General features: G+C 51.1%; 15 protein-coding genes and 1 pseudogene. 7 read left to right on the forward strand and 9 right to left on the reverse strand.

Features of this window, described 5'->3' with window-relative positions; all coding sequences use genetic code 11:
- Positions 1-119: 119 nt before the first annotated feature.
- Positions 120-524 (reverse strand): nuclear transport factor 2 family protein, encoded by a 405-nt coding sequence (locus QFI97_RS17190; protein WP_095096805.1) that lies wholly within the window; start codon positions 522-524, stop codon positions 120-122.
- A gap of 823 nt (positions 525-1,347) precedes the next feature.
- Here QFI97_RS17190 and QFI97_RS17195 point away from each other — a divergent pair.
- Entirely contained in the window at positions 1,348-1,716 is a 369-nt protein-coding gene (locus QFI97_RS17195; RefSeq protein ID WP_157349084.1) for a cell envelope integrity TolA C-terminal domain-containing protein, read from the forward strand.
- Between the two features lie 494 nt (positions 1,717-2,210).
- On the opposite strand, the gene QFI97_RS17205 is transcribed toward QFI97_RS17195, so the two are convergent.
- The 3 genes from QFI97_RS17205 to QFI97_RS17215 form a co-directional block, all read right to left on the reverse strand.
- Positions 2,211-2,771, reverse strand: a complete 561-nt coding sequence (locus QFI97_RS17205; RefSeq protein ID WP_346431664.1) for a nucleotidyltransferase family protein — start codon at positions 2,769-2,771, stop codon at positions 2,211-2,213.
- A gap of 120 nt (positions 2,772-2,891) precedes the next feature.
- Positions 2,892-3,197, reverse strand: a complete 306-nt coding sequence (locus QFI97_RS17210; RefSeq protein ID WP_095096799.1) for an AzlD family protein — start codon at positions 3,195-3,197, stop codon at positions 2,892-2,894.
- The gene (locus tag QFI97_RS17215) at positions 3,187-3,912 is read right to left on the reverse strand and encodes an AzlC family ABC transporter permease (RefSeq protein WP_346431665.1); all 726 of its coding nucleotides are present in this window, start codon (positions 3,910-3,912) and stop codon (positions 3,187-3,189) included. Before QFI97_RS17215 ends, QFI97_RS17210 begins: the two co-directional genes overlap by 11 nt.
- 137 nt (positions 3,913-4,049) lie before the next feature.
- Between QFI97_RS17215 and QFI97_RS17220 the strand changes: the two genes are divergently transcribed.
- Positions 4,050-4,928 carry a LysR family transcriptional regulator gene (locus tag QFI97_RS17220; RefSeq protein WP_346431666.1) on the forward strand — a complete coding sequence of 293 codons (879 nt, stop codon included), beginning with the start codon at positions 4,050-4,052 and terminating at the stop codon, positions 4,926-4,928.
- A gap of 85 nt (positions 4,929-5,013) precedes the next feature.
- Here the strand turns inward: QFI97_RS17220 and QFI97_RS17225 are convergent, their stop codons facing one another.
- From QFI97_RS17225 to QFI97_RS17240, 4 genes and pseudogenes are all read right to left on the reverse strand, one after another.
- Entirely contained in the window at positions 5,014-5,358 is a 345-nt protein-coding gene (locus QFI97_RS17225) for a cupin domain-containing protein (RefSeq protein ID WP_095096793.1), read from the reverse strand.
- 44 nt (positions 5,359-5,402) lie between these two features.
- Positions 5,403-6,152 carry an SDR family NAD(P)-dependent oxidoreductase gene (locus QFI97_RS17230; protein WP_346431667.1) on the reverse strand — a complete coding sequence of 250 codons (750 nt, stop codon included), beginning with the start codon at positions 6,150-6,152 and terminating at the stop codon, positions 5,403-5,405.
- A 70-nt stretch (positions 6,153-6,222) separates the two neighbouring features.
- On the reverse strand, positions 6,223-6,912 hold the full coding sequence (locus QFI97_RS17235; RefSeq protein ID WP_095096787.1) for a helix-turn-helix transcriptional regulator: 690 nt from the start codon (positions 6,910-6,912) through the stop codon (positions 6,223-6,225).
- A gap of 329 nt (positions 6,913-7,241) precedes the next feature.
- Positions 7,242-7,546 (reverse strand): annotated as a pseudogene (locus QFI97_RS17240) (NAD-dependent epimerase); the annotation flags it as partial.
- A gap of 171 nt (positions 7,547-7,717) precedes the next feature.
- On the opposite strand from QFI97_RS17240, the gene QFI97_RS17245 reads away from it, so the two are divergent.
- Positions 7,718-8,161: a MarR family winged helix-turn-helix transcriptional regulator gene (locus QFI97_RS17245; RefSeq protein WP_346431668.1), complete on the forward strand. Its 444-nt coding sequence runs from the start codon at positions 7,718-7,720 to the stop codon at positions 8,159-8,161.
- Positions 8,162-8,215: 54 nt separating this feature from the next.
- A complete protein-coding gene (locus tag QFI97_RS17250; RefSeq protein WP_095096782.1) occupies positions 8,216-8,794 on the forward strand; it encodes a TetR/AcrR family transcriptional regulator in 579 nt (192 codons plus the stop codon).
- Positions 8,795-8,797: 3 nt separating this feature from the next.
- Here the strand turns inward: QFI97_RS17250 and QFI97_RS17255 are convergent, their stop codons facing one another.
- Positions 8,798-9,877, reverse strand: coding sequence for an iron-containing redox enzyme family protein (locus QFI97_RS17255; protein WP_346431669.1), 1,080 nt, complete (start codon positions 9,875-9,877; stop codon positions 8,798-8,800).
- A gap of 211 nt (positions 9,878-10,088) precedes the next feature.
- On the opposite strand from QFI97_RS17255, the gene QFI97_RS17260 reads away from it, so the two are divergent.
- The 3 genes from QFI97_RS17260 to QFI97_RS17270 are packed head-to-tail and all read left to right on the forward strand — an operon-like array spanning position 10,089 to position 13,260.
- Positions 10,089-10,988 carry a DMT family transporter gene (locus QFI97_RS17260; RefSeq protein WP_346431670.1) on the forward strand — a complete coding sequence of 300 codons (900 nt, stop codon included), beginning with the start codon at positions 10,089-10,091 and terminating at the stop codon, positions 10,986-10,988.
- A 48-nt stretch (positions 10,989-11,036) separates the two neighbouring features.
- Positions 11,037-12,176: an MFS transporter gene (locus tag QFI97_RS17265; protein ID WP_346431671.1), complete on the forward strand. Its 1,140-nt coding sequence runs from the start codon at positions 11,037-11,039 to the stop codon at positions 12,174-12,176.
- A gap of 28 nt (positions 12,177-12,204) precedes the next feature.
- Positions 12,205-13,260: an aromatic amino acid transport family protein gene (locus QFI97_RS17270; RefSeq protein WP_346431672.1), complete on the forward strand. Its 1,056-nt coding sequence runs from the start codon at positions 12,205-12,207 to the stop codon at positions 13,258-13,260.
- The last annotated feature ends 57 nt before the right edge of the window (positions 13,261-13,317 follow it).

The following is a 13,317-nucleotide window of genomic DNA, read 5'->3' on the forward strand; positions in this document are numbered from 1 at the left end:
TTGAACAAGAGCAGGTCAGTATTGAATACAGTATCAGGACAGCGAACTCTCAATAACTAAACGGTTCGCTGTACGCTCGTTTGAATGTAATGTCCTGAGGGAGTAAATTAATTTATAAATCAAAGGCATGCTTCAGAAACTGCGTGGCTGTCCTCGAACATGCGAAAACGGGTAATGAGACCATCTTCAATGCACATATCGAATACAAATTCGGTTTCAATCAACTTACCTGTTTTTTTAACGCGTGATGCAAGCTCACCGATAGCCACGACACGCTTATCTTTGATAAGTATATCTTTAATTTCAAAATGTTCTGATGAAATCTGCGCCCTGATTTGCGCATAGAATTCTGCCGCACCTTTTCTTCCGTGTTTGCGACCAATCCAGGGAACTACACGAGTATTTCCCGCAACCAGCCAGTCTACATTTTCACTAACCAGTTCAGCTATTTCATGAACATCTTCTGCCGTGGCTATACGATGAAAAAAAGCTTCCGTTACTGCCTGGGGAGTTTGAATTGTCATAACCTGTCAGTCTCAGTAATCGTAATTAAGGATCTTTAGATTAATTGATTGTCTTAAAAATCACCTTATCCTCAGGTGCTGTTCAGTGATGCAATTGAGGAGCCGTTGGCACATTACTCAGCCAGCTTCTCCTTCAAAGCAGCCCGTCATGCCAGCGTGAGCAGCGGGCTTAACGTAAGATATTTTCCAGGCGCTCCCCTAATGGCGCCTGTGAAGTGGCCGGGGAAAATTCATGGTGAAAGACAGGCGTAGGATGAAACCACCACCAACCACCACGTGATTCGCCAAAGCCTTACGGGTGCGCAGCTGACCGAAAGCTAAGCAGCCTGATGATCGAGCGCTATAGTCGATCAGGGCTAAACGGGACGAAAAAAAACCCGCAGAGATATGGGCGGGCTGATTCAAGAGCGTAAAATCCATTTACTGCAAATAACATCATAATAACCGGAAGTTATTATATGACGCCCGGCATAAAAATACGCCTCCCTGTTTGGGGGGGATTAAGGAGAGAACCAGCGCGCCATCGTCCATTCCGGGGATACCAAAATCGCGCAAAGGCTGGTAACACATAATGCGTATATCAGTAAATCCCTCGCGAATTTCTTTTTAAAAATATCCATATTTGCCCGGACAGATTTGATAATGCCTCAGCCAACAGTGTTTCTCTATCATAATTAATGTATGCTAAGTTAAACCAGAATCTACTAAATGAGCTATTAAATATCTGGAGTTGACAATGAGACGGATACGCGCCCCTTTATATTCAGTTGTATTACTGTCCTGTTTATTTATTACTTCATGCACACACACAAAAGAGAATGAGGTGAAGAACGCACATGAAACCGTGTCAAAGGAATCCGATATAGAAAAGGGACAGCTGGATGATTTATTATCTATAAACAATGGGTTAGCCAGCCAACCAAACAGATCAAAACCGTATCGCTATTCTATACAGATACAAACCGCCATTCGTAGCAAAATAGAAAACTACGAAGTATACAAAGGGAAAGAATGTGACCTGAATATTAAACTATTTCGTGATGGCAGTGTTGAAGATGCAACCATCAATAAAGGTGACCCTGAGCTTTGTAACATGGTCCGAACCGTAGTATTAAACTCTCAGCTCCCGCCCCCGCCGGATGAAGAGACCTGGCTGAAATTCAAAAATATCAGGATGGAGTTCTTACCATAAAAAGTTAATGAATCCTCGCGGATTTGGCAGCCATCTTAGATATCTTTTCTGATGCACTCCACCCCGGTAAACGCACCGTCCCTTTCGACGGTGTTGCCAACCCCTAAGGTAAACCTTAACAAACCACCATATTGAAGGCCGGGAACACCCTTGTTTAAACACCAGCGTTTAGTTCAAAGACTTTGCATGCTGGTACATGTAAACCCTTCCCGGCGGTAGTGAAGCCACGCCGGGACGTCCAGCGATGAGAGCCGCGTTTGCCCGCGCCAGAATACAGGTCCAGGCGCTACCGCGTCGAATTCATCGGCCCACCGACGGTACCAGGTGTTCACGGGATCGGTCCGGGTATGCTGTATTTCCGGGAACAGCCCGGTCTGAACGTCTGAAGACAACGGTAACGGGCAGAGCTTTCGGTGACCGCCGATAAAGTGCGTCCTCCACCGGCTATCAGCAGGCGTTGCTGAAGAATGAAAAACCCGTTCGACAAGTTCTGACTATGTGGGAACCATAAGCTGCAGCATTGGATAACGCTCCAACCATCTTTTGGCGGCAGCCCGCTGTTTAAATACGAGCAACTTTTCATCCGCAAACTGAGGCGTCGGCCTTAAACGGAGCTCGAACAAATCAGCGAGGCCATATGGGGCGATAATCTCAATAAGGCCCGTATCGCCGGTTCTGACGGCGACAGCCGTGGCCGTTTCAGGCCAGTAGCGGATAGCATTCTCCGTAGAGTGATACGGCGCATTGCCGCCATGGTGATGCATTCTGGCCTGGTTCTTCACCGACCAGTCGAACGTTGAGGTCATTTGGCTAAGCGTTGCTTCCAGATGGCGATCGTAATCAGGAGTGCAGCGCGCTGCGTCAAACCAGACAACATCAACGTCTCCGCAGACAGGCCGTTGGCCATATCCATGCAGGTGATCCCAGACCGCATCCCGCACAAATCCGGCGCCGATCCAGCCGTCGTTGAGCCTTAAGGTTTGAACGGCATAAAGAGCCTTCATCCTCCCGGGATCTTCTGACAACAATCTCTGTAACGCCTTCTGATATTCCATCGTCATCCTCAACAACGCCATTATTGCAGAATATCTTAACTGCACTCTGCCGCTCGCGACATGCTTCAACGACCAGCGGCTCAAATAATGGCGGCGATGCCAGCGCTGTTCATCATATTTTCAATGCCTCACCCACGCTGCGGCAAAGATTCCACAGGCGATAGCAATTAAGGGCCGTTTAAGAACCAGCATCAGGATGGCGGTTGTCAGCAACGCCATCTGCGCGCCGCGGTCACCGGCTGCTGCTGTGGGAGCGAGAATTGCCACGAGTACGGAACCGGACATGGCCTGAATAAAGTTTTTTATTTTGCTGTTGAACGGCACAAAAGACATCACGTATACGCCGCCCCAGCGGGTAGCGAGCGTTACCAGCGCCATCGCGATGATAATAATTAAGGCACCTGCGTCCGACATCTCAATGTTCACTATTTTTACCTCCCGGCACGATCCCAACGATCCCTCCGGCCAGGGCTCCGGCAATGACGTGGCTATTTGCTGGCAGCCATTTATAGGCCATCAGCGATGCGCCGGCCGCCACCGCCCAGATAATGAACGTCCGCGGGTTTCTTTCCCCCTCAAACACCATTGAGAGGAGAAAGCATCCCATCACCATATCGAGACCATAGCTTTTGGGATCGCGGATGGCGCTGGCGAAATAAAGCCCCGCCATCGTGCCGATAACCCAAAAAAACCACAGCGCCAGACCGCCGCCAAAGAGTAAACCCAGCCCCGGCTTTCCCCTGCTAAATGCCTGAATGGACATGGCCCAGTTCGCATCGGATGCGACCATCATGATCCCATAGCGCTTCGCCGGCGATAAATAACGTAACCAGGGGTACAGCGTGGCCCCCATTAAAAGATGTCTGGCATTAATCGCAAAAACGGTCGCCATAAGGGTGAATAACGGTACCTGCTCGCCCCACAGACCGAGCGTGGCGAACTGAGCATAGCCTGCGAAAACCAGCAGGCTCATCATGGTCGCCGTAAGATGGCTTAACCCTACCTGCGACGCAGCGAGCCCAAAGGCGGCGCCAAAAACAGCCACAAATAATGAAATCGGCACCAGCTGGCGAAAACCAGAGCAAATTGATGAGCGGCTCAGCAGATATAAATCGGGGTTCTTTTTTGTCATCTCGGGCATCGTATTCTTCCGGTCGCGTAAACCTGAACTGAGAGTCACTATGCCGGCATTGCGCACTCAACAAAAACGCATAATAATTGATAATACTATTTGATTATCGAATACAAGGAACCAGCGTGCATTGTCAGGATCTGCAGATGGACTGGCTCAAATGCTTTGTCGCAGTCGTGGATGCGGGGTCGCTTTCTGCGGCGGCGCCTGAAGTTCATCGTTCCCAGTCGGCGGTCAGCATGCAGCTTAAAAAGCTTGAATCGGCTTTGGGTTGCCAGCTTTTACTGCGCGGCCCCCGGCAAAACCAGCTCACGCCTGAAGGACAAAAACTGCTGGGATATGCCCGGCGGATGCTCGATTTGCACGCTGAGACGCAGGCCGCATTTCACGGCGAGGAACTAACGGGGCGCATTTGCCTGGGCGTTCCGGATGACTATGCTGCAAAATACCTGACGCCTGCCCTCAAGAGATTTGCGCCAAACTTTGGCTCGATAGAGATCGAGTTAAGTTGCGAACAATCGACGTCGCTTATTCCTCGCGTGGAGAGCGGCGATTTAGACCTTGCGCTGGTCTCCCGGGAATATGCCAGCCAGGGGACTTTATTATTTTATGAACCGATGGTGTGGGTGGGTTCCGCGCAATTTGAGGTCTGGAGGCGCGACCCGCTACCTGTTGCGGTATATGAAAGCACAAGCATGGCAAAGCGCAGCGCTATCAACGCGTTAGCGCTACAGGGCCGGCGGTATAAAGTGGTGTACAACAGCTCCAGCCTCTCAGGCCAGATTGCGGCGGTGGAGAGCGGTCTGGCGGTCGCGGTCCTTACCCAGTGTAGCGCCCCGCCTCACCTGCAAATTTTGGGAAGGGAGCAGCTTTTGGGGCCGCTGGAGCCGATGGCCGTGGCCCTGTACCGAAGCCGGGCATCGAAAGACTCTTTGGCGGTCGGGAGTCTGTATGAGTCGCTGCTCAGGACGCTGAGAACATCGGCTGCGTACCCTTTCGCTCCCGGCAACCCTGAGCCGAGGTGACGGCCCGTCTTGTGTCATGAACGGGCGCGGTTAACGACGTTGGTTCACCGCGCCCGGCGACAGATCCAGAGTCCCGGAATAATCGTCAGGATTGCGGAAGATCCGTACGATCTCCGCGTGTCGTCGGATGAGAGATAACGATAAATTCGACGGGAAATACGCTATCGTTTCTGGCCTGATGCTCTGAACCGGGAGGGATTTCTAACCCCTGCTGAGCGCAGATCTCGTGCCTCTTACCTGCCAGTTCCATTGTCAGCACGCCCTGAAGCACGAAGAAAAACTGTCTGGAAACGGAATGATAGTGTCGCTTTTCGTATGTGCCTGGCGGCATTTTTTCGTGAATGACCAGCATATCCTGGCGGTTTACCAGATACCAACCGTCGCAATTATCACCCCAGACATAATGCCCGGCGTTGTCTTTTGAAATCATCGCCCTGCTCCTTTTTTACGCTACCCGCATTTCAGGTAAGAGATTTACTCCGCCAGGTAGCCGCCATCAATGGGATAAACGCCTCCGTTACAGAACCCTGACTTTTCTGACAACAAGAACAGTATAAAATCCGCCACCTCCTGCATTTTAGCCATTCTCTTTACAGGATGGCTATTTGCAAACGCGCGTTGAATAGATGCCGGGAGCTCATTAATACGCGGCGTGCTGACGTATCCAGGGGCCACCGCATTTACCCGGAGGCCCTGCTCCGCAAACTCCAGCGCTGCCGTTTGGGTTAAGCCAATAACGCCGTGTTTGGCCGTGGTATAAGGTGCCAACCCTGGAATACCGACCAGCCCATTGACTGCGGATAAATTAACGATCGCACCGCCGCCGGATTTTACTATCTGCGGAATTTCATATTTCATACCGTAAAAAACGCTGCTCAAGGAGGTCGCGATCACCCTCTCCCAGTTTTCGATGGTCTGCTGCGTAATATTTTTATTATGATCGCCGGTTATACCTGCATTATTAACCGCATAATCAAGCCTGCCAAAACGGCCCACGGCTTCATCAATCATACGCTCCACCTGCGCCGGCTGCGAAACATCGCACGCGATGCCCAAGGCGGTCCGCCCGTCGGGTGACAACGATTTAGCCTTTTGCTCCGCCTGTTCGCGCGATCTGGAGACCACGATCACCTTCGCGCCCGATTTATGTAACTGCTCTGCGACCACCTCCCCGATACCGGCGGTGCTTCCGGTGATGACCGCGACTTTGTCCTGAAAATTCATGCTCGCTCCTGTAAAGAATCATGATGTTTTTGCTCTACAGCAGCATATAAAATGGCAGTGACAGCTTTTGTCAGTACTCATCATCCAGGCTAAGGCCCTCTTGCTTCCTCCATTTTCGCAACAGGTGGACCCTGCTTTCATTATATTTATCGGCAAGCATCGAGATCCGAACGATCCTGTCGGTTCTGAAATGACGGAAATCGCTTCGCAGCTCACACCATCCGGCCAGCAGCCAACACTCCTCCATATAGACCAGCGCCACCGGCCATATTACCCGGGAAGATCGCCGATCGTTTTTATCGCAATAGGTTATTTCAATTTTATTTCTGTAGTTAATTGCATGACGTAGCTCAGCAAAAAAAGCCTCATCTTTTTCATCCGGCCCGGTCAGAAAAGATTGATATTCGATGTGCTCCTTTAATTTATCCGGCATAACTGAGCGTATTTTAGCCAGCGTGCTTTTGGCGATCTTTTTAAAATCAGAATCGGTGTTATGACATACCCAGTTTAGCCCGAGAGTGAGGGCGTTAATTTCCTGCGGGGTAAAAGTCAGCGGGGGTAAATGATAGTCAGACTTAATAATATATCCAATGCCGGAACTGCCCTCAATACACACGCCCTGCTGCTGGAGCGTTTGAATATCCCTGTACACGGTACGCACACTTATTCCTAATTTTTCTGCAAGGGTCAATGCTGTTACCGGATACCGGTGCTCGCGCAGTATCTGGAGCAATTCAAGCAGCCTTTGCGTTCGGGTCATAGCGTTTTCCTGTTATACCGCATATGGCGCTCAGCAAACTTCCCGGCGCCTGGCTTGAATAAGGACGCGATACGCAGAAAATCACCGGCTCCCGGGTTTTGCCCGGCTTTAGCCCGCCGTAAATTTTTTGCGTCGGAGTTGCGCGGGCTCTCCTGCGGGACGCCGAGGATTATCACCATGTTCGCTCTTTTCCTGAAGTGGCCGATTGCCGACGGCATAACGTTTATCAACAGCGGCCCGATGACAGACTGCCGAAGAATACCTCATCCTGGATGCAGCTACATATCATTCCTTTAGCTGAGATATAGCCCGTAGAGTTTAAGAACGATTTATGCGCCCGTTCCTGCGGGTCTGTCCGCAATCCAGCCCAGGCCTCGTAGCGTCATGTGAACAGCGTCATCAAGAGGAGTATGCGGCTCGGAGCCCAGAAACTTATGTGCAGGCGCACCGGCTGACGCCCCAGGTAGCGCATCTCTAAAATTTCGCGCAAGGTCGCCCTGAAAGGCGCGGGCATATAAATGAACCACCAGGGAAATGGTTTTATTTTAGCCACGCCGCCATAGCTTGCCACGGCTCGCTGAATCGCTTTTGTCATTTCCGCGCCATCGGGGTCCCGGTGACCTTGTATATGGAAGTCCTGCGGCGGTCATTGCCGAAGTTGATGCCATTAGCCTGATATCAGCTGGCAAACGCCGATGTCTCTTGTGCCAGAATACCGGGAGGTCGCTCTTTATCTCTCAGATAAATTACTTTACGATTTTATCTGTTGCGCTAGATAATCAACAGCAAGGTAACTTTCTCGAACATGAAAACGCAGACTCGACGGGAAATCGGAACCCAGCTTTCATTCGCGCTTTATGGCGCGGCCAGCCGGATGAACCGATTGCATAAGCCTTTCCTTGATCCGCTGGGGCTTACCTTCCCCCAGTATCTGGTCATGCTTGAACTCTTTCGTATAACTCCCCGCACGGTGGGTGAAATCGGTAATAATCTCGGCATGGACACCGGGACCATCACGCCGGTACTGAAGCGTCTTGAGCGCGCAGGGCGCATATGTCGTACCCGTGACAATACGGATGAAAGGCGGGTTCTCATCACCCTGACCGATGAAGGAAATGCCCTGCAGGACAAACTTTGGTGCATCAGTGGCAGCATAGAATCCGCCAGCCAGCTGTCGGAAGCCGAGCTTGAAGCGCTTCGTGACACCCTGAATAATTTTGCGCAACCGGCTAAAGATACCGCAAGGTGAATGACGCGGAACAAGAGAACAGAGATGACGTTAAATAACCCGGCAGGAACCAGCATGAAGCCAAAACAAGCGGAAATCATCCGCCAGTCCATGTCTCTGTTTAACAGGGAGGGATATCAGTCGCCAAGCATCGATCGTATTTCGGAGTGCGCGGGCATCTCCAAAATGACGTTCTATCGCTACTATCCGGATAAAGAAGCGCTCATCCTTGCCATTTTACAGCTGAAAGAGTACGAGTTTATGCAGGCTCTGCAGAGCATTACTGCGGATAAATCCTCCCCGCGGGAGAAGCTGTTTGCCGTTTTTGAGTACTATAACAACTGGTTCACCTGTGAGGATTTCCATGGCTGTATGTTTACCCGCGCGCTCTTCGAATATGGCACCTCATCCCCGGCAATCCGGGAGAAATGTTCGCAGTTTAAATCGCGCCTTTACCAATTTTTCCGCGATATTCTCGTGCTGATATTAAAACCGGAACCGGCGGAACGGGTGGCGATGATGATGCTCATTCTTATCGATGGCGCAATCGCCGCCCAGCAGGCAGAGTCGTCAGAGTGTCGGGAGATCCCCCCGGGAATGACGGCCTGGAGCGCGGCGAAAGCGCTTATTTACTCCGAAGGCGGGACGCTCTGACCTTCACACGGCGTCGGAAGCCTTCAGCGCCTGCAGGGACTCAAGCAGGCAATCGTAGTAATCGCAGCATGTTTGCAGACGCAGCGCTGCGCCCACGTAGACTTCCTCCAGTGCTGCCGGATATTTTTTGCCGATGGGAACAATCACGTTATTCAGCCATCCATCGGCATGACCGATATCCACCGTGATGTGTTCCGAGTAATAATGCACATCGCGTTCCGTCAGGCCAATGCGGCGGCACCCTTCGACGAGTTTCTGATACTGCGGCGGATCCAGTAGCTCCGTCATCGCCATCACGCCAAGCGATTTATAGTAATGCTGCCGGTTCACGCCGCCGAGCATGAACGCGTTATACCCGGCAAGCCCCTGCCACTCATACAGGTGAGCGAAATGATTTTCGGGTAAGGCGATATCTCTGCGTTTCAGTAGATCCTTATACAAATTGACGTGAGTGATTTCGTTACTTCCCTGCCCTATCTCATCCCAGAGGTTTTGGGCAATCTCTGCCCGCGTTTCCGGCAGGGAGCCCACCAGCCCCATCGCGACCAGATCGAAAAACAGAAGATTAAGCGCGCTATCGCTTTTGAAAAAATAATCTATTTGCGCTGCGGAAGCTGAAGCGGAGAGAAAGTCGAAAAGCGGATGGTGTGAAGCTGGATGCTTCTGACATAAATCACGAAGCTCATCCACGATATTACCGGCGTTAAGTACGGGCTTATGCGAAATAAAACGTTTCTTTTCCGCCCGAAGCCACTCTGACTCAATATAGGTCCTTACTGCGCTGAGCAGAGGGTGGAACTGGTTATTCGCCGGCGCGGATAGCGGCTCAGCCAGCCAGGCCTGATAAAGCATGAACAGCGCGCCGTGGGCGCACTTTCGTGCTTCGGGATCGGCAGCGGAAAAAGCCCTGACGCAGGTATTCTCCGTAAGATGCCAGAGCCTGTCTGCAAGAAGCGGATTGGCCGTCAGTTTCAGCGACAGTGCATTGCTGTGGATGAGCTGGTCAATCATTTCATCCAGAGAAGGCATTGAGAGAGAGGAATTACGCTTGTTGCCGGTGACATCATTCTCAATGGTACGCATTAATTTATCCCTGTAAAATGCATGGTATATATACGTTATAGTACAGCCAAACATGCTGCAATGAGATTTTTATCACTTCCATTAAAAACAGTTAACTAAATGATAATGTTAATTAAAATTAAAAACTTCATTTTCATTTAAAAAAAAGTTGATGTTATTAAAATTTTAACGTTACCATTTAGTACAGTTTTAAGCGATGCAAGGAATTAGCATGCCTTATCTGTTACTCACGCTGGCGGCCCTGTTCTGGGGAGGGAATTATGTCGTAGGGCATATTCTCGTTCAGGGTGCAGATCCGATTCTGATGACCGAAGCAAGATGGGCGCTGACGGCGCTGCTGCTGGTTGTGCTTTATCATCAGCAAATCGGGGAGAGTCGCATGCTGCTGCGTAAAAACGCGGCCACGCTGCTGATCTTAACGCTCTGTGGACAGGTTAGTTTCCCCTTAACGCTCTATATAGGCCTGCAGACCACCTCCGCGCTGAACGCCGCGATCTATATGTCCGCGACCCCCTGCATGGTTCTTATTATTAATCGTCTTATTTTCCGCGACCGGGTTTCGGCACGTAACTGGTTGGGCGTTATCTTCAGTACGGCCGGCGTGCTGATCCTCCTTTTGCAGGGCAACCTGCTGCACCCGGAGGGACTGAAGAGTTTCAGGTCGGGGGATCTCTGGGCTATGGGATCGGCGCTGAGCTGGGCACTGTACTGTTCTCTGCTGCGCAATAAAGACCGACGCATCCCTGCGAACGCTTTCGTCGCCGTCAGCTCGCTTGTTGGCGCCCTTCTTCTGATTCCGGTGGTGATAGTCTGGCTATCGCGACAGCCGGCCATCTCCTTCAGCGCATATCACGATGCTTTTTTCCTCAGCGGCCTGGCGTACCTGGTTATTTTCCCCTCATGGCTGGCCTATTTATTCTGGAATAAAGGCATTGCCGCGATTGGCGCTACTCGCGGTGAAATTTACACTCATATAATCCCTCTTTCTGGCGGTATATTAAGCATCCTGTTTTTACATACCCAACCGCATTTATATCATCTGGCAAGCGCTCTGTTAATAATGACAGGGATCGGCATCTGTTCCGTCGAGAAAAAATCCATAAGAAATTAAATAACAATTCCCGATGATTTAACCCGCTAAATGAAGGAAGCGTTTATTATGCTCAGGATGTATCTGTATCTTATTCTTGCCGCATCGGTATCGGCGCTGGCAACGGATATGATCGTGCCCGCGCTGCCGATCCTACAAACGGCCTTTAATACAGATTACTCAACCATCCAGTTGACTATTAGCGGCTTTCTTGTGATATACGCAGCGAGCCAGTTAGTATCGGGATTTGTCGGTGATAAATTTGGTAAATTACGGGTACTGACGCTCAGCTTTGCCATTTTCCTCGCCGGAAGCATCCTCTGTTTTATGGCCGAGAATTTAATGATGCTCCTGTCTGGCAGGGTATTACAGGCCGTGGGCGCCGGTGCCGGCCCCGTGCTTTCAAAAGCCATCGCCAAAGAAACGTTCCCCCCGCTGAAGCTAAAACGCGCGCTTTCCGATATATCCTCAGCCAGTGCCGTCGTTCCTCTTATTGCCCCGCTGGCGGGCGCGGTGATCCTCGGGCATCTGAGCTGGAACGTGATTTTCCTGGTCATGGCGCTATTTAGCGTCCTGACCATGCTACTGTCCCCGCGCGCCCTCGCGCATCACGATCGCGTAGCCACTTCCTCAACCGGCGGATTTATCACTCCGGCATTTATCCACGGAACCTTGCTGGTTTCGCTGATCCTGAGCTCACTGTTTTGTTATATCTCGCTGTCGCCGGCGATCTTTATGCAGCAGCTTGGTCTGAGTACGATGAACTATTCCCTGCTGTTTTCAGCATCGGTGTTGTTTTTCATTATCGGTAATCAGGCTGCGAAATTCGAACAGTTCATCAATCCGTGGGTTTTATTTTTGCTAAACGCCCTGTCGGTTGCGCCATTTATCCTCGGCAGCCACTCGCTTATTTTATGCATTGTCGGCGCGATGGTTTTTAACTTCAGCCTTGGCGCTTATTATCCGACCGCTAACTTTATCGCTCTGCAAATTAAAGGCAATAAGACGGGGGTTGCCGCATCCCTCACCGGCTTTATTCAAACAGCGAGCGCCGGAACGATTAGCTTTTTCGCGGTAAAACTGACGGATACCGGTATTGGTTTCGACAGGACGCTTGGCGTAAGCAGCTTATCGCTGGCGATCCTGTCTCTTCTGGTAGTCACTTCAATGAAGGTAACACAATGGAAAACTGGCAAAAAAAGAAAATAGACAGGCACCCTCGGCGACAGGGCTCCTGATGCTGGTGACGTGGCCGATCCTCGTCGATATCAATATGCGATTTCCCCAGGGAGCAAGCTTTCACACCTTCACGAAGGCGCTGCTCGGCCCCGGCGCCAGCGTAGTCATCGGTATCGCGTTTTGTGTTGTGCTTTATTTGCTCACCTATGCGTATATATCAGGCGCGGCGTCAATATTAAACGGCCTCTTGCCTCCCGCCGGGATGGGCCGCGGCTGGCTCCCGATTGCCCTGCTGTCGCTGACGACCTCGCTTATTCTGTGGGCAGGCGGCAGACTACCCGGCTATATTCTCTCCTGCCTGATTGCGGTGAAGTTTAGCCTCTTTCTGCTGCTGTTCGCAGGCGCTGCCGGCGGCGTGCAGCTGCTCAGGCTGATGGAAACCAGCCGTGAAACGTCGCTACAGTACTACCTGCCAGTCATTCCGGTATGTATTATTGCCTTTGGTTTTCATGGCCGCATTCCCTCCCTGACGAGGATGTACAGACGGGACAATCACCGCGCTATTACGCGGTCTCTCTATTACGGCTTTGCCGTTTCGTTGCTCATCTACGCCTTCTGGCTGACCATTATCATGGGAGTACTCACTCCTCAGGCTATTCAGCATGTCAGCGACGAAGGTGGAAACATCGGCGCGTTTATGGCGGCCCTCAAAATCAACCAGCCCGCGTCCGGCACCGGTCTGATGTTCATATCATTCGGATGCATTGCCGTTTTGGCCTCTCTGATGTCAGCCTCAATCGGCCTGTGTGATTGTCTTGAGGATATGCTTAATAACCGGTACCGCCGCGCCTCGCGGCCGCTGGCGATATTTCTGACATATTTTCCTCCGGCCCTGGCCGGCATTTTCACCCCGCAAGGTTTTTTATCTGCTCTGGCCTTTGGCGGACTCTCATTAGTGCTGTGGAGTATATTACTCCCGCCCTCCTTGCTCATTAAGGCCCGACGCTCGTCGCTGCCTCCGGTATATACCTTCCCGGGGAATAACCTCCTGCTGAAATTTATCATTGTCGTTGGCGCCATACTTTGGCTGCTGATGATTTACGCCTTTATTTAACGATAAAAAATTTAAGCATTCACAACGTACTTCATAAGGAAAAAATTATGTCTTTTG

Origin of the sequence: Klebsiella scottii (assembly GCF_036561945.1) — a bacterium.
GTDB classification, from domain to species: domain Bacteria; phylum Pseudomonadota; class Gammaproteobacteria; order Enterobacterales; family Enterobacteriaceae; genus Klebsiella; species Klebsiella scottii.